Origin of the sequence: Thauera sp. (genome assembly GCF_035444905.1) — a bacterium.
Lineage (GTDB): Bacteria > Pseudomonadota > Gammaproteobacteria > Burkholderiales > Rhodocyclaceae > Thauera.
The window spans coordinates 49,868-64,534 of record NZ_DAOMPS010000026.1 but is presented as its reverse complement, the minus strand read 5'-3'; the positions used below and the strand labels follow the sequence as shown (position 1 = coordinate 64,534).

Annotated in this window: 13 protein-coding genes; 4 read left to right on the top strand and 9 right to left on the bottom strand. The window is 66.6% G+C overall.

Annotated elements, in window-relative coordinates; all coding sequences use genetic code 11:
* Nucleotides 1-107 precede the first annotated feature (107 nt).
* Nucleotides 108-1,466: an IS1182 family transposase gene (locus PLC66_RS12800; RefSeq protein WP_324540979.1), complete on the top strand. Its 1,359-nt coding sequence runs from the start codon at nucleotides 108-110 to the stop codon at nucleotides 1,464-1,466.
* 114 nt (nucleotides 1,467-1,580) lie between these two features.
* Here the strand turns inward: PLC66_RS12800 and PLC66_RS12795 are convergent, their stop codons facing one another.
* The 3 genes from PLC66_RS12795 to guaB form a co-directional block, all read right to left on the bottom strand.
* Nucleotides 1,581-1,667, bottom strand: a complete 87-nt coding sequence (locus PLC66_RS12795) for a type I toxin-antitoxin system ptaRNA1 family toxin (RefSeq protein ID WP_503012203.1) — start codon at nucleotides 1,665-1,667, stop codon at nucleotides 1,581-1,583.
* Between the two features lie 390 nt (nucleotides 1,668-2,057).
* The gene (gene guaA, locus PLC66_RS12790; protein ID WP_324540976.1) at nucleotides 2,058-3,623 is read right to left on the bottom strand and encodes a glutamine-hydrolyzing GMP synthase; all 1,566 of its coding nucleotides are present in this window, start codon (nucleotides 3,621-3,623) and stop codon (nucleotides 2,058-2,060) included.
* 75 nt (nucleotides 3,624-3,698) lie between these two features.
* A complete protein-coding gene (guaB, locus tag PLC66_RS12785; protein WP_324540974.1) occupies nucleotides 3,699-5,162 on the bottom strand; it encodes an IMP dehydrogenase in 1,464 nt (487 codons plus the stop codon).
* 79 nt (nucleotides 5,163-5,241) lie between these two features.
* On the opposite strand from guaB, the gene PLC66_RS12780 reads away from it, so the two are divergent.
* The gene (locus PLC66_RS12780) at nucleotides 5,242-5,739 is read left to right on the top strand and encodes a DUF4124 domain-containing protein (RefSeq protein ID WP_324540972.1); all 498 of its coding nucleotides are present in this window, start codon (nucleotides 5,242-5,244) and stop codon (nucleotides 5,737-5,739) included.
* Between the two features lie 41 nt (nucleotides 5,740-5,780).
* On the opposite strand, the gene PLC66_RS12775 is transcribed toward PLC66_RS12780, so the two are convergent.
* The gene (locus PLC66_RS12775) at nucleotides 5,781-6,107 is read right to left on the bottom strand and encodes an RnfH family protein (RefSeq protein WP_324540971.1); all 327 of its coding nucleotides are present in this window, start codon (nucleotides 6,105-6,107) and stop codon (nucleotides 5,781-5,783) included.
* A gap of 2 nt (nucleotides 6,108-6,109) precedes the next feature.
* Nucleotides 6,110-6,547 (bottom strand): type II toxin-antitoxin system RatA family toxin, encoded by a 438-nt coding sequence (locus tag PLC66_RS12770; protein WP_324540969.1) that lies wholly within the window; start codon nucleotides 6,545-6,547, stop codon nucleotides 6,110-6,112.
* A 131-nt stretch (nucleotides 6,548-6,678) separates the two neighbouring features.
* Between PLC66_RS12770 and smpB the strand changes: the two genes are divergently transcribed.
* On the top strand, nucleotides 6,679-7,125 hold the full coding sequence (smpB, locus tag PLC66_RS12765; RefSeq protein WP_324540967.1) for an SsrA-binding protein SmpB: 447 nt from the start codon (nucleotides 6,679-6,681) through the stop codon (nucleotides 7,123-7,125).
* Between the two features lie 12 nt (nucleotides 7,126-7,137).
* Here smpB and PLC66_RS12760 read toward each other — a convergent pair whose 3' ends face one another.
* The 4 genes from PLC66_RS12760 to PLC66_RS12745 all read right to left on the bottom strand — a co-directional run bounded on the left by PLC66_RS12760 (nucleotide 7,138) and on the right by PLC66_RS12745 (nucleotide 13,655).
* Complete coding sequence (locus tag PLC66_RS12760; protein WP_324540965.1) at nucleotides 7,138-8,742, bottom strand: protein adenylyltransferase SelO; 1,605 nt, start codon at nucleotides 8,740-8,742, stop codon at nucleotides 7,138-7,140.
* Nucleotides 8,743-8,899: 157 nt separating this feature from the next.
* The gene (locus PLC66_RS12755) at nucleotides 8,900-10,390 is read right to left on the bottom strand and encodes an ABC transporter permease (protein WP_324540983.1); all 1,491 of its coding nucleotides are present in this window, start codon (nucleotides 10,388-10,390) and stop codon (nucleotides 8,900-8,902) included.
* A 20-nt stretch (nucleotides 10,391-10,410) separates the two neighbouring features.
* A complete protein-coding gene (locus tag PLC66_RS12750) occupies nucleotides 10,411-11,388 on the bottom strand; it encodes an ABC transporter permease (RefSeq protein ID WP_324540963.1) in 978 nt (325 codons plus the stop codon).
* Nucleotides 11,388-13,655 carry an ABC transporter substrate-binding protein gene (locus tag PLC66_RS12745; protein ID WP_503012202.1) on the bottom strand — a complete coding sequence of 756 codons (2,268 nt, stop codon included), beginning with the start codon at nucleotides 13,653-13,655 and terminating at the stop codon, nucleotides 11,388-11,390. The genes PLC66_RS12750 and PLC66_RS12745 overlap by 1 nt, the downstream gene beginning before the upstream one ends.
* A 180-nt stretch (nucleotides 13,656-13,835) precedes the next feature.
* Between PLC66_RS12745 and fabI the strand changes: the two genes are divergently transcribed.
* A complete protein-coding gene (fabI, locus tag PLC66_RS12740) occupies nucleotides 13,836-14,633 on the top strand; it encodes an enoyl-ACP reductase FabI (protein WP_324540959.1) in 798 nt (265 codons plus the stop codon).
* Nucleotides 14,634-14,667: the final 34 nt, after the last annotated feature.

Sequence of the window (14,667 nt, the reverse complement as noted above, 5' to 3'; positions counted from 1 at the left end):
TCTCATATTTCCGGCCGCGATGCGCCTCCTATCTGTGAGAAATGCGGGCTAGCAGCCTGTCGGACTACCCCCTGTAAGATACCGCATCGCCCCCGGATCCTGAGAGCATGAGCCGCTTCCGCCCGATCGACCGCCAAACGGACTATCTGCTGCCGCCCTCGGTACAGGAATGGCTGCCCGAAACGCACCTGGCGCGCTATTTGGTCGATGTGGTCGAGGCGCTGGATCTGTCGGCGCTGGAGCGCGCGTACGCTGGGCGTGGCAGCGATGCGTATCACCCGGCGATGCTGCTGTCGCTGCTGATCTACGGCTACGCGACGGGGACGCATTCAAGCCGCCGGATCGAGCGGGCGACCTACGATTCGCTGGCGTTTCGGTTCATCGCCTGCAACCAGCACCCGGACCACGACACCCTGGCGAGTTTCCGGCGCCGGTTCGGCGAACAGTTCGCCGACATCTTCGTGCAAGTGCTGCAGGTGGCACGCGAGAACCAGCTCGCGCGCTTTGGCACGGTCAGCCTGGACGGCACCAAGCTGCACGCCAACGCCTCTCGGCACAGTGCGCTCTCGTACGGGCACGCCGAGAAGATCGAAGCGCAGTTGAAAGCCGAAGTGCACGAGATGCTCGAGCTGGCCGAGGCCGCCGACCAAGGCAATGTGCCCGAGGGCGTGGATTTGCCTGCGGAGATCAAGCGGCGAGAAGACCGGCTGGCAGCCATCGCGGCGGCCAAGGCCAAGATCGAGGCCCGCGCGAGGGAACGTTTCGAGCGCGAGCACGCCGAGTACGAGGCGAAGATGGCCAAGCGCCAGGCCAAGCAAGCGAGCACGGGCAAGCGGCCCGGCGGCAAGCCACCCGAGCCCCCGCAGGCGGGCCCACGGGCCGAGGATCAGATCAATCTGAGCGATGAAGATTCGCGCATCATGAAGGTGGCCGGCGGTGGTTTCGAGCAGTGCTACAACGCACAAGCCGTGGTCGATACCGAATCGATGCTGGTGGTGGCGCCCCACGTCACCACCGCGGGTAACGACAAGGAGCAGGTCGCGCCGATGCTCGAGCGCATCCAGGCGCTGCCCGATGGGCTCAATCAACCCGAGCGGCTGCTGGCCGACACCGGCTTTTACAGCGAACGCAATGTGCAGTGCTGCCACGACGCCGGGGTCGAACCGTTGATCGCCGTGGGGCGCGATGCGCATCATCCGGATTGGCGCAGCCGCTTCGAAGAGCCCGCGCCACTCGAGATGCCTGCCTCCCACGTCGAGCAGATGAAGCACGCTCTCAAGACCCAGGCCGGTCGCGCCGCCTACGCGCTGCGCAAACAGACGGTCGAGCCGGTGTTCGGCATCATCAAGTCCGTGATGGGTTTCCGCCAGTTCCTGCTGCGCGGTGTCGACAACGTCCGCAACGAATGGACGCTGGTCTGCCTCGCGTGGAACTTCAAGCGCATGGCCGTATTGCGTCTGCAGTGAGAGGAAACGACAGTAGCATCACGATTTCGCGTGAAAGAAGGCCCTATCGGCTCTGAAATGCCGATTATTTTTCACATCATGAAAAGCCGCCGGCCGGTACGCCGCCCGCCGGCTTCAAGTCCGACAGGCTGCTAGGGCCGCGAGCTGCACGGCTGCATGATGAACGGCCTGCGTTGCATTGGTAGGATTCAGGGTTGCCATGATTCACCTCTCTAACAGGTGGCTTGTGGAAGTGTCGGCCTGTCCTTCGGCTTGAGGTTGCGCAGCTTGGTATCGGTCAGCATGGTTCTCGCCCTGATTCAGCTCAAATGCCATGATCCGAAAATCGGCCAATCCTGGCGTAAAACAACAACAAAATCATTGTGTTACGCCAATTCAATACCATGAACATCCGCAAGATGGTTGCATGGTATCGGCGACTTTTCATGGCATAGAAGCATTCAATGCCATCCATCATGCCATGAGAAAACGGTGCTTGGCGATGCCAAATGTTGCCAGGCGGTGCCGAACGAAATCACAAAAAAGCCCGCATTGACGCGGGCTTAGGTGTGTATTCGTGCCACTAGGTGCCAGCCAGTGCCAGACGCCGAATCACTCCCACTCGATCGTCGCCGGTGGTTTGCCGGAGATGTCGTACACCACCCGGTTGATGCCGCGCACCTCGTTGATGATGCGGTTGCTGACCTTGCCGAGCAGGCTGTGCGGCAGCTCCGCCCAGTGCGCGGTCATGAAGTCCTGGGTCTGCACTGCGCGCAGCGCCACCACGTATTCGTAGGTGCGACCGTCGCCCATCACGCCCACGCTCTTCACCGGCAGGAACACCGCGAAAGCCTGGCTGGTCTTGTCGTACCAGTCGGCGGCGCGCAGCTCATCGATGAAGATTGCATCGGCGCGGCGCAGCAGGTCGGCGTATTCCTGCTTGACCTCGCCGAGGATGCGCACACCCAGCCCCGGTCCCGGGAAGGGGTGGCGATAGACCATGTCGTGCGGCAGGCCGAGCGCCACGCCGAGCTCGCGCACCTCGTCCTTGAACAGGTCGCGCAGCGGCTCGAGCAGCTTGAGGCCCAGCGTCTCGGGCAGGCCGCCGACGTTGTGGTGGCTCTTGATGGTGTGCGCCTTCTTGCTCTTGGCGCCGCCGGATTCGATGACATCAGGGTAGATGGTGCCCTGCGCCAGCCATTTTGCGTTCGGCAGCTTCCTGGCCTCGGCCTGGAACACCTCGACGAACTCGCGGCCGATGATCTTGCGCTTCTGCTCGGGGTCGGTGACACCCTTGAGGTGACCCATGAACTGGTCGGTGGCGTCGACGTGTACGACCTTGGCGTGCAGCCGCCCGGCGAACATCTCCATCACCAGCTTGCCTTCGTTGAGGCGCAGCAGGCCATGGTCGACGAACACGCAGGTGAGCTGGTCGCCGATCGCGCGGTGGATCAACGCCGCCGCCACCGAGGAGTCCACGCCGCCGGACAGGCCGAGGATGACCTCCTCGTCGCCGACCTGCTCGCGGATCTTCTGCACCGCCTCGGCGATGTAGTCGGGCATGTTCCAGTCGTGGCCGCAGCCACAGATGTCATGCACGAAGCGGGCGATCATCTCGCGTCCCTTGATCGTGTGCGTGACCTCGGGGTGGAACTGCACGCCGTAGAAGCCGCGCGCCTCGTCGGCCATCGCCGCGATCGGGGTGGATTCGTTGCTGCCGATGACCTTGAACCCGGGCGGCAGCTCGGTGACCTTGTCGCCGTGGCTCATCCACACATCGAGCAGGCCATGGCCCTCGTCGTTCCGGCGGTCCTCGATGTCCGTGAACAGCTTGGAATGCCCGCGCGCGCGCATCTCGGCGTAGCCGAACTCGCGCTTGCTCGAGCTCTCGACCTTGCCCCCGAGCTGGCTGGCCATGGTCTGCATGCCGTAGCAGATGCCCAGCACCGGCACGCCGAGCTCGAACACCACCTGCGGGGCGCGCCAGTCCTCGGCCTCGTACACCGAGTTAGGGCCACCCGACAGGATCACGCCCTGCGCGCCGAAGTTGCGCACGAACTCGTCCGACACGTCGAAAGGATGCAGTTCGCAGTACACCTGCTGCTCGCGCACGCGACGGGCGATGAGCTGGGAGACCTGGGAACCGAAGTCGAGAATGAGGATTTTCTGGTGAGCCATGGGCGCGAACGTCTCTAGCGTCTTGAAAAAGGAAAGGCGGCCTCGCAGCCGCCTGGGAGATTGGGCACCACCCGATCAGCTGATCTGGTAGTTGGGCGCTTCCTTGGTGATCTGCACGTCATGGACGTGGGACTCGCGCATGCCTGCCGAGCTGATCTCGACGAACTCCGCCTGCGCATGCAGGGTCGGGATGTCCGCCGCACCGAGATAACCCATCGACGAGCGCAGACCGCCCATCAGCTGATGGATCACCGCCGTCACCGCGCCCTTGTAGGGCACCCGACCCTCGATGCCCTCGGGCACGAGCTTGTCGATGTTGCCGGTGTTCTCGTCCTGGAAGTAGCGGTCGGCCGCCCCTTTCTGCATCGCCCCGAGCGAACCCATGCCACGGTAGGCCTTGTAGGAACGGCCCTGGAACAGCACCGTCTCGCCCGGCGCCTCCTCGGTACCGGCGAACAGGCCGCCGAGCATGACGCAGTCGGCACCGGCGGCGATCGCCTTGGCGATGTCGCCCGAGAAGCGGATGCCCCCGTCGGCGATCATCGGCACGCCGGTGCCGGCCAGCGCCTTGGCGACGTTGTCGACCGCGGTGATCTGCGGCACGCCGACGCCGGCCACGATACGGGTGGTGCAGATCGAGCCCGGTCCGATGCCGACCTTGACGCCGTCAGCCCCCGCATCGACCAGCGCCAGGGCAGCTGCGGCGGTGGCGATGTTGCCGCCCACCACCTCGATGTGCGGGAAGCGCTTCTTGACCCAGCTGACGCGGTCGAGCACGCCCTGCGAGTGACCATGCGCGGTATCGACCACGATCATGTCGACGCCGGCCTCGGCCAGCCGCTCGGCACGTTCTTCGGTGCCCTCGCCCACGCCGATCGCAGCCGCCACGCGCAGGCGGCCCTGCTCGTCCTTGGCCGCCAGCGGATGCTCGGTGGACTTCATCATGTCCTTCACGGTGATCAGGCCGCACAGCTCGCCGGCATCGTTCATCACCAGCACGCGCTCCAGGCGATGCACGCGCAGCAGCTCGCGCGCCTCCTCCAGGCTCGCGCCCTCGCGCACGGTGACCAGGCGATCCTGCGGCGTCATGATCTCGCTGACGAGCTGGTCGTGGTTGGTTTCGAAGCGCGTGTCACGGTTGGTGACGATGCCGACCACCTTGCCCGCCTGTACCACCGGCACGCCGGAGAAGCGGTGCTGGCGCTGCAGCGCGATGACCTCGCCCACCGTCATCGTCGGCGGGATGGTGATCGGATCCTTGAGGATGCCGGATTCATGACGCTTGACCTTGTGCACCTCGGCCGCCTGCTCGGCAGGGCTCAGGTTCTTGTGCACCACACCGATGCCGCCTTCCTGCGCCAGCGCAATCGCCAGGCGGCTCTCGGTGACGGTATCCATCGCCGCCGAAACCAGCGGAATGTTGAGCCGGATGCGGCGTGTGACCTGGCTCTGCAGGCTCACGTCGCGCGGAAGAACCGTGGAGTGGGCGGGAACGAGAAGGACGTCATCGAAGGTCAGCGCCTTCTGAATCACTCGCATGGCTATTTTCCTTTCGACCAAATCCGTATTATACAGAGCGCTAAAGCGCCATGTAAGCGGCGCAGTCCGGAGATTCTCCATGATGCGCCACGCCGTCCTCGTTCTTGCCCTGTTCCTCGCGCTCCCGGCAATGGCGCAGATCTACAGCTGGAAGGACCGCGACGGCCGCGTGCACTACACCGACACGCCGCCGCCTACCGGCGAATTTACCGTGATCCAGCGCCCGCGCGGGCTGCAACCCAGCCCGCCGCCCGCCGAGGGCAGCGGCGACGCGGCCGCGGCGGCCGAGGGCGAGCCCGATCCCAACCGCCCGCGCACGCTGTCGGAGCGCGAACGCGAGTTCCGCGAGCGCCGCGCCGCGCAGGCCGAAGCCCAGGCCAAGAACCAGGAGGACGCAGCGCGCGAAGCCGAGCGCCAGCGCTTCTGCGAGCAGGCGCGCAACCAGCTCGCGGCCCTCGAATCGGGCCAGCGCATCTCGCGCTTCAACGCCCAGGGCGAGCGCGAGTTCCTCGATGACGACGCCCGCAGCGCCGAAGTGGCACGCCTGCAGGGGCAGATCGCCCAGCACTGCCAGTAGGGCATGACGGTGGGCTCAGGCCTGCACCCCAGGCCTGCAACTCAGGCCTGCTCTTCGGCCGGACCGCCCCCCTTCTTCATCACCTTGCCCTCGTCGGCACGCTTCTTCCGTACGGCCTTCGGGTCGGCAATCAGCGGGCGGTAGATCTCGACCCGGTCGCGGTCGTGCAGGACGGTGTCGGCCTTCACCAGCTTTGCATACACGCCGAGCTTGTTCTTGCGCTCGAGCTCGATGTCCGGGTACTTCGCCAGCAGGCCGGAGGCTTCGATCGCATCGCGCACCGTCGCCCCTTCCGGCAGGCGCAGCTCGACCCGCTCCTGGCGCTGCGGCAAGGCATACACGACCTCGACGTGGATCATCGCGCTCATCTTCAGGCCTTTTTGTAGATCTGGCCCGCACGCTTCACGAAGGAATCGACGAAGGTGTTGGCGATGTGGTTGAAGACGGGGCCGAGCACCTTCTCCAGCAGCTTGCTGGAAAACTCGTAATGCAGGCTGAATTCGACCTTGCAGGCGGTGTCGCCCAGCGCGGTGAATTGCCAGTGGCCGTCGAGATGGGTGAAGGGACCGTCGGTCAGCCGCAGGCGCATCTCGCTGGGGTAGCGCTTGGCGTTCTCGGTGCTGAAATGCGCCTTGATGCCGTGGTAATTGATGTGGAGGGTCGCCGAGGTGAGCTCGGCGGTACGCTGATGCACGTCGGCGCCGCCGCACCAGGGCAGGAACTGTGGATAGTCCTCGCAACGGTCGACCAGGTCGAACATCTGCACGGGAGTGAATTCGATGAGAACGAGCTTCTTGACGTCGGCCATGCGCAAGCCTGCCTGTCGGGCCCCACACCCGCCGAAACGGGCGCGCGGCCAAACTGTTAAAATGCGCGATTCTACCGCATGCGGGCACCCCCGTTTGCTGCCGCGCCCCGCGCCCGAGGAATCGCCACACCATGAGCATCATCGAAAACCGCAAGGCCACGCACGACTACTTCATCGAGGAAAGGCACGAGGCCGGCATGGTCCTCGAAGGCTGGGAGGTCAAGGCCATCCGCGCCGGGCGCGCCAACATCAAGGAGTCCTACGTGGTCATCCGCGGCGAGGAGATCTTCCTGTTCGGCATGCACATCACCCCGCTCACCACCGCCTCCAGCCACGTCCGCCACGATCCCACGCGCACGCGCAAGCTGCTGCTGCACAAGAAGGAAATCGCCCGCCTGATCGGCAAGGTCGAGCGTGCCGGCTACACCCTGGTGCCGCTCGACATGCACTTCAAGCAGGGCCGCATCAAGCTCGAGATCGGGCTGGCGAAGGGCAAGAAGCTGCACGACAAGCGCGAGGACGAGAAGAAGAAGGATTGGGAGCGCGAGAAGCAGCGACTGATGCGGGTCAAGGCCTAAGGGCGCGCACGCTCACGAGCTGCACGACAGCATCGAACACCCCGCCTTGTGGCGCGCCCAGTCCGGGCGCTTGGCGGCGAAGCGCTCGCGCCCGGGCTGCACCTCATAGGGCTTGCGTAGCACCTCGAACAAGGTCTCGAGCTCGCTCAGGTCGCCCTGTTCGGCCGCATCGATGGCCTGCTGCGCCAGATAGTTGCGCGGCACGTAGAGCGGATTGACGCGGTTCATCGCGGCACGCCGGGTCTCGGCCGGCACGCCCTCCTCCGCCACCCGCGCCGCGTAGCGTTGCAGCCAGGCGGCGAAATCGTCCGCCACCGCCACCCGGCGAGCCTCGACGTAGAACACGCCACCGTCGAACCCGGTCTCGAACAGGGCCGGATCAGGGGCAGCCGGGTCCAGTTCCGCCAGGCAGCGGAAGAAGAGCGTCATGTCCATCTCGCCCGCCTGCAGGATGCGGTGCAGCTCGTCGAGCAGGTGCTCGTCCGCGCGCGTGTCGTCGTCCGTCGCACCGGCACGCCAGGATTCAAGGCCGAGCTTCGCGGCCTTCAGCCGCCGGTATTCGGCCTCATGCACTTGGGCATAGCCCGCCAGCGCGCGCTCTAGCGGCTCGACCTGCTGCATCACCGGATACACGGCATTGGCCAGCTGCCACAGGTTCCAGTGCGCGATGCGCGGCTGGTGGCCGAAGCGATAGCGGCGCCCGCCGGCGTCGGTCGTGTTCGGCGTCCACTCCGGGTCGAAGTTGTCCACCCAGCCATACGGACCGTAATCGATCGTCAGGCCGAGGATGGACATGTTGTCGGTGTTCATCACCCCATGGACGAAGCCGACCCGCATCCAGTGCGCCAGCAGGACGGCCGTGCGCCGGCACACCTCCTCGAACCAGGCCAGGCGGCGCGCCACCGGATCGCGCTCGGTGGCGAGCTCGGGGAAGTCGCGGGCGATGGTGAAGTCGATCAGGCGCTCGAGCAGCGGCTCCTCGCCGCGCGAGGCGAAGATCTCGAAGTTGCCGAAGCGGATGAAGGACGGCGCCACCCGGCACACCACCGCGCCTGGCTCGGGCCGCGGATGGCCGTCGTAGAACATGTCGCGCACCACCTGCTCGCCGGTGGCCACCAGACTGAGCGCACGCGTGGTCGGCACGCCCAGATGCTGCATCGCCTCGCTGCAGACGAACTCGCGGATCGACGAGCGCAGCACCGCGCGCCCGTCGGCCCGGCGCGAATACGGCGTAGGCCCGGCACCCTTGAGCTGCAGTTCCCAGCGCTCACCTCGCGCATTGATCGCTTCGCCGAGCGTGATCGCCCGACCATCGCCGAGCTGCCCCGCCCAGTTGCCGAACTGATGCCCGCCATAGCAGGCGGCATAGGGTTCCATGCCCGGCAGCAAGGCATTGCCGCCAAACACGTCAGCAAAGTGCTGGCTCCGGATGTCTGCCTCGGTGAGGCCGAGCAGTTCGGCCACTTCGGGCGACCACGCCAGCAGCGTCGGTGCGCGCACCGGTGTCGGCTCGACCCGCGAATAGCAGGCCCCATGCACCTGGCGAACGTGCCGCCCTTCCTCGGGATCACCGGGCAGCTCGCGCACGAAGCGGTTGTCGAATCGAAGATCTTTCATTGGGCTATGGTCTTGTCGGGCGTTGAGGCCAGGCTGCGCTGACCGGAGTGTGGGGCGTTCCTGAAGCCGGCGAGGACTGTCCGAGCCGAGCGCAGCGATGGCGAGTTCCGCAGCCGGCGGAAGGAATGCTCCGCGCTGCGGTCAAGGCGGCGACCGCCTATCCGCGGCGCGGGTCAAAGGCGTCGCGCACCACGTCAGCGAACAGGTTGGCCGCCAGCACCAGCACGAACATGAATACAAACGCTGCCGCCAGTGACCACCAGACCATCGGCTCGCGGGCAAGTTCGGCGCGCGCCATGTTGATCATGGTGCCGAAGCTGATCGTGGTCGGATCGACACCGATGCCCACATAGGACAGCACGGCTTCCGCCAGCACCAGACCGGAGAAATCCATCACCAGCGCGATCATGACGATGTGCATCACATTGGGCAGGATGTGGCGGCGCAGGATGGCCGGCGTCTTCACCCCGAAGGCCCGCGCCGCCTGCACGTACTCGAGTTCGCGCAGCTTCAGCGTCTCGCCGCGCAAAAGCCGCGCGAGCCCTGTCCAGCTCGTGATGCCGAGGATGAAGCACAGCGCCAGCAGGCGCGCGTCGGAGCGCTCTGCGGCGGTGTCGAACCACTGCGGGTTGGTGTCGATGATGACCTGCATCATCAGCACCGCGGCGGCGATCAGCAGCACGCCGGGAATGGCGTTGAGCACGGTGTACAGGTACTGCACGGCATCATCCACCCAGCCGCCCAGGTAGCCGGCGGCGATGCCGAGGGCGACCGCGAAGGGCATCATCACCAGCGTCGTGATGGTGCCGATCACGAGCGCAGTGCGCACGCTCTTGAGCGCCAGATACAGCACGTCCTGGCCGACCTTGTCGGTGCCGAGCACGTGATACAGCGGCGCGAGTTGCAGGCACAGCGCGAGGATCAACAGCACGAAGGCCAGCGTCACTAGCGCGGCGCGCCACGCCAGCACGGTGCGCCCGCCGAGGATCGCCACCGCCACCGCCCCCCAGCCCAGCCCGCTGCCACGCCACACCGTCGTCACCAGCAGCACGAAGGCGATGGCCGACCACAGCGCGGCCTGCCCCGCGGCGTTGGCCACCCGCGCCGCCACGTCCGCGCCGCGCTCATGCTCGGGAGCCTGCAAGTGAGCGGCCCCATGCACCAGCCGCGGGTAGTCGCGCACCTGGCGGCCATCAGCCAGCTCCATCGCCTCGCGCTGGTACAGGCGCCATGCAAAAGGGGCCGAATAGGTCTTCTCGGTCTGCAGGCGCAGCGGCATCAACAGCGCGTCGAGCACGGACAGCACCTCGGTCGAGTACTGCCCAGCCGGCGCGCCCTCGCCCGCAGCGCGCTCGGCCTCGGCCCCCTCGCTACCGGCCGACGTTGGCGCTTGCTGGCCATCCTCGGCCGCGATCGTGGCCGCCACCGGCGGCAACAAGGGCCGGTAATGCAGGCTGTCGAGCAGGCCGACCGCGACGAAGGCGAGCAGCACGGTCGCCGCGGCCATGCCGGTGGGCCGCTTGCCCACCTTGCGCCAGGCGGCACGCAAGGGCTCCTGCCCGCGCACGTAGAGCGCGGCCAGCACCGCCACGCCGACGAGCAGGAAGAGCAGCGCGTCGGTCCACAACAGCACCGGCTGGAAGCCCATCGGTGTTCCCCAGAGCGTGCTCATTGCAGCCTCACCCTCGGGTCGACCAGCGTGTAGGAGATGTCGGTCAGGATCAGGCCGATGATGTAGAGCACCGAGCCGATGAAGACCATCGCCCGCACCACCGCGAAGTCCTGCGCATTGATCGCGTCGATCGTGTAGCTGCCCAGGCCGGGAATGGCAAAGAAGGATTCGACCAGCAGGCTGCCCATGAACAGCAGCGGAATCACCACCACCACGCCGGTCAGGATCGGGATCAGCGCATTGCGCAACACATGGCGGAACAGCACCGCAAGCTCGGACAAGCCTTTGGCGCGCGCGGTGCGGACGTAGTCCTTCGAGATCTCCTCGAGGAAGATGGTGCGATACCAGCGCGCGCTCGAGCCGATGCCGGCGAGCACGCTGATCAGCACCGGCAGCAGCAGGAAGCGCGCGGCATCGAGCCCTGGCGCATAGCCCGAGATCGGCACCAGCGACCACATCTTGGACACCAGCCACTGGCCGCCGATGATGTAGAACAGGCTGGAGATCGACATCATCGCCACGCACAGCACCACACCCCAGAAGTCGAGGTAGGTGGCGCGAAAGAAGACCAGCAGCAGCGCGAAGCTGATCGACACGAGGAGGCTCAGCACGAAGGTCGGCAGCGCGATCGCCAGCGACGGCCCCATGCGGTCGCGGATCTCCTGGCCGATGTCGCGGCCGTCGTCGGCACGGCCGAACTCGAGCGCGAACATGCGCAGCGACTTGTCGAAGAAGATGGTGTCGGTGAAGCGCGCGCTGCCCTCGGCCTCGGCATTGACGAACATCGGCCTGTCGTAGCCGCGCTCCACCTTCCAGCGCTCGATCGCCTCGGGCGTGGCGCGCTTGACGCCGATGTGCATGCGCGCCATGTCGTCCGGCGAATTGACCACGAAGAAGAGCAGGAAGGTGAGCAGGTTCACCCCGATGAGGATCGGGATTGCATACAGCAGGCGACGGACGAGGTAGGCCAGCATCAGGGCGCGCCTCCTTCGGCCGGGGAGGAGGAAGCGGGCGACGGCGCCGCCGGGGCGGCGGTGGCGGTCTCACGCCGGCGCCAGTGGATCACGGCCGGGGCGATCACTGCGGCCAACAGCAGCGCGACCAGCGCCAGCGGCCACAGCACCGGCCTGTTCCATTGGGCACGCGCGGCCTCGCGGCGCTCCACGTCGAGGCGCTGGTACTGCATCGTGTTGCGCACCATCGCCCCCGGCTTGCGGTTGTGCACCCAGCCGTGCTGCAGGGAATAGGCCTTGGGATGGAAGGCGAAGATCCATGGTGCGTCCTCCTGCACCATCGCCACCATGCGGTCGATGATCTGCTGGCGGGCGGGGCCGTCGGGCATCGCCTTCATGCGCTCGAACAAGGCGTCGTACTCCGCGTTCTCGTAGTTGGCGGCGTTCTGGCCGTTGAAGCGGACCTTGCCCTGCGCGCCGTGGAGCAGGAAGAGCAGGTTCTCGGGGTCGGGGTAGTCGGCATTCCAGCCAAAGAAGAAGAGCTGGGCGTTGCCCTGGCGGATCTTGTCCTGGAAGCGGTTGAAGTCGGTCGGGCGCACCACGAACTGCACGCCGAGCTCGCGGAACTGCTTGGCCAGCCAGTCCGAGCGCGCCTTGTCGCCCAGCCCGCCCGGGGTGGTGTCAAGGTTGATAATGAGCGGCTCGCCGGTCTGCGCATTGCGCCCATTGGGCCAGCCCGCCTCGGCCAGCAGGCGGCGCGCCGCGTCCACGCTGCGGCGCACCGGACGTCCGTCGGCCTCAGCCCCACGCCACTCGTACACCACCGGATTGATGCCCGCCCTGCCCTCGCGCGCGCCGAAGATGCCGGGCGGGATCGGGCTCATGCCCGGTACCCCGCGGCCATTGAGAAAGATCGACACGAATTCCTCCATGTCGAGCGCGATCGAGATCGCCTGGCGCAGCTTGCGCGCGCGCTCCTGCTCGGCCTTCGACGGCCCGCCACCGAGCAGCGGGTCGAGCATGTTGAAGCCGAGGTAGAAGATCGAGGGGGACACCGAGGTCAGCAGGCGGATGCCACGCGCCTCCATCTCCTCGGACAGGGACACCTCGCCCTGGCTGGTCAGGCTCACCGCCTGGTCGAAGTTGTCGGAAGACACGCCGGAGGCGTCGTAATAGCCCTGCAGGAACTTGTTCCAGTACGGAATGCCCTCGCGCTCGCGCGAGAAGACCACCTTGTCGATAAAGGGCAGGGTCTTGCCGCAGTCCACCAGCAAGCCCGCGGCCTCATCGCCCGGCTCGCCCTCGCAGGGGTAGGGCATGCCGCGGTAGTTGGGGTTGCGCGCCAGCACCATGCGCGCATTCGGGTTGTTCTCGACCAGCATGTAGGGACCGGTGCCGACTGGCCACCAGTCGAGGGTGAGGTTGCGCTCGGCCATGCCGGGCTGGGCGAAGAAGCGGTCCACCTCCGGCGGCACCGGGCTGAAGAAAGGCATCGCCAGCCAGTAAAGGAACTGCGGATAGGCGCCCTGCAGCGTGATGCGATAGGTGTGGCGATCGACGACCTCGACGCCGGGCAGCGCGAAGCGGGTGAGATCGAGCCAGCCCGGATCCGATCCGCCGGCCGGCGCCGACCCGTCCGCATCCGCTGCCCCCTCCCCCGCCCGCGCCGCCTCGACCAGCGCGGCCTGCAGGTCCTTGAGGCCGGGCAGGTACTCGGCCATCAGTTCGAAGATCGGCGAATGCAGGCGCGGGTTGGCCAGGCGCTTGATCTGGTACACATAGTCCCCGGCCTCGAGCTCGCGCGTGCCGGTGTGCGCAAAATCGCCCAGGCCGCGCACCCCGCGCAGATCGGCAGCGCCCAGCCCGAGGTAACGCGGGCTGCCGTCCTCATCGGTGGCGAATGCCGGATGCGGCTGGTACAGGATACCCGGCCGGATGCGCACCTCCACCACCGTTCTCGCCACCCTGGCGGCGTCGGCCGTCGCCGGCAGTTCGCGCCCCTGGGCGTCGTAGCGGCGCAGGCTGGGCATGGCGGCCGCGGTCGCCGGCTCGAGCACGTAGGGCCGCTTCAGGTAGTGGTACTGCAGCGGCGGCTCGACGATCTGGTACAGGAAGGTCGCCTCGTCCTCGCTGTACGATTGCACCGGGTCGAGGTGCTTGGGACGCTCGGTGAAGGCGGTGTACAGGATGTTCTGCCCGCGCTCGTCGGCCGGGTAGGGATCGTTCCAGGCCGCGCCGCAGGCGGTCAGCAGCAGGCTCGCGGCAAGCACCGGGAGGCAGGCGGCAATGCGCGCAGACAGGCTTGCGGGAAGGGCACGACGGAGACAGGAAATGCGGCGCACGTGCAAGGGGAAAGATCAAGAACAGGCTGGATTCTGGCAGGTTTTGGGCCCCAGCGCGATCACAAGCGCATGCCGCCAGCAGGGTTTTGGCTATAATCCGGCTCTTGTCATTTGGAGTTTCCCCTGATGGGCTTTCTAGCCGGCAAACGAATCCTCATCACCGGTCTGCTCAGCAACCGTTCGATTGCCTACGGCATCGCCAAGGCCATGCACCGCGAAGGGGCCACGCTCGCCTTCACCTATCAGAACGACCGCTTCAAGGAGCGCGTCGCCAAGATGGCGGCGGACTTCGGCGGCGAGCTGATCTTCCCGCTCGACGTCCAGGACGACGCCCAGATCGTCGCGCTGTTCGACCAGCTCGGTCAGCATTGGGATGGACTCGACGGCCTGGTGCACTCGATCGCCTTCGCCCCGGGCGAGGCGCTCGAGGGCGACTTCCTCGACGGCCTCACGCGCGACGCCTTCCGCATCGCGCAGGAAGTCAGCGCCTACAGCTTCCCCGCGCTGGCCAAGGCGGCGCGCCCGATGATGAAGGGCCGCAATGGTGCGCTGCTCACGCTGTCCTACCTGGGCGCGGTGCGCACCATGCCCAACTACAACATCATGGGCCTGGCCAAGGCCAGCCTGGAGGCGGCGGTACGTTATCTCGCCGTCACCCTCGGTCCCGAGGGCACGCGTGCCAACGCCATCTCCGCCGGCCCGATCAAGACCCTCGCCGCCTCGGGCATCGGCAGCTTCGGCAAGCTGCTGGCCTTCAACGAACACAACGCCCCGCTGCGCCGCAACGTAACCATCGAGGAAGTCGGCAACACCGCCGCCTTCCTGTGCTCGGACCTCGCCAGCGGCATCACCGGCGAGGTGATGTACGTCGATGCCGGCTTCAACATCACCGCCCTTGGCAACCCCGCGCCGCTACCGCAATAAGCCGCGCGACGAACGCCAGCGGCCAAAGCAGAAC

What these genes read in the sequence shown, in the direction of transcription:
- PLC66_RS12800 (WP_324540979.1), top strand. Translation starts at nt 108, where the DNA reads ATGAGCCGCTTCCGCCCGATCGACCGCCAAACGGACTATCTGCTGCCG.
- PLC66_RS12795 (WP_503012203.1), bottom strand. Translation starts at nt 1,667, where the DNA reads ATGGCAACCCTGAATCCTACCAATGCAACGCAGGCCGTTCATCATGCA.
- guaA (WP_324540976.1), bottom strand. Translation starts at nt 3,623, where the DNA reads ATGGCTCACCAGAAAATCCTCATTCTCGACTTCGGTTCCCAGGTCTCC.
- guaB (WP_324540974.1), bottom strand. Translation starts at nt 5,162, where the DNA reads ATGCGAGTGATTCAGAAGGCGCTGACCTTCGATGACGTCCTTCTCGTT.
- PLC66_RS12780 (WP_324540972.1), top strand. Translation starts at nt 5,242, where the DNA reads ATGATGCGCCACGCCGTCCTCGTTCTTGCCCTGTTCCTCGCGCTCCCG.
- PLC66_RS12775 (WP_324540971.1), bottom strand. Translation starts at nt 6,107, where the DNA reads ATGAGCGCGATGATCCACGTCGAGGTCGTGTATGCCTTGCCGCAGCGC.
- PLC66_RS12770 (WP_324540969.1), bottom strand. Translation starts at nt 6,547, where the DNA reads ATGGCCGACGTCAAGAAGCTCGTTCTCATCGAATTCACTCCCGTGCAG.
- smpB (WP_324540967.1), top strand. Translation starts at nt 6,679, where the DNA reads ATGAGCATCATCGAAAACCGCAAGGCCACGCACGACTACTTCATCGAG.
- PLC66_RS12760 (WP_324540965.1), bottom strand. Translation starts at nt 8,742, where the DNA reads ATGAAAGATCTTCGATTCGACAACCGCTTCGTGCGCGAGCTGCCCGGT.
- PLC66_RS12755 (WP_324540983.1), bottom strand. Translation starts at nt 10,390, where the DNA reads ATGGGCTTCCAGCCGGTGCTGTTGTGGACCGACGCGCTGCTCTTCCTG.
- PLC66_RS12750 (WP_324540963.1), bottom strand. Translation starts at nt 11,388, where the DNA reads ATGCTGGCCTACCTCGTCCGTCGCCTGCTGTATGCAATCCCGATCCTC.
- fabI (WP_324540959.1), top strand. Translation starts at nt 13,836, where the DNA reads ATGGGCTTTCTAGCCGGCAAACGAATCCTCATCACCGGTCTGCTCAGC.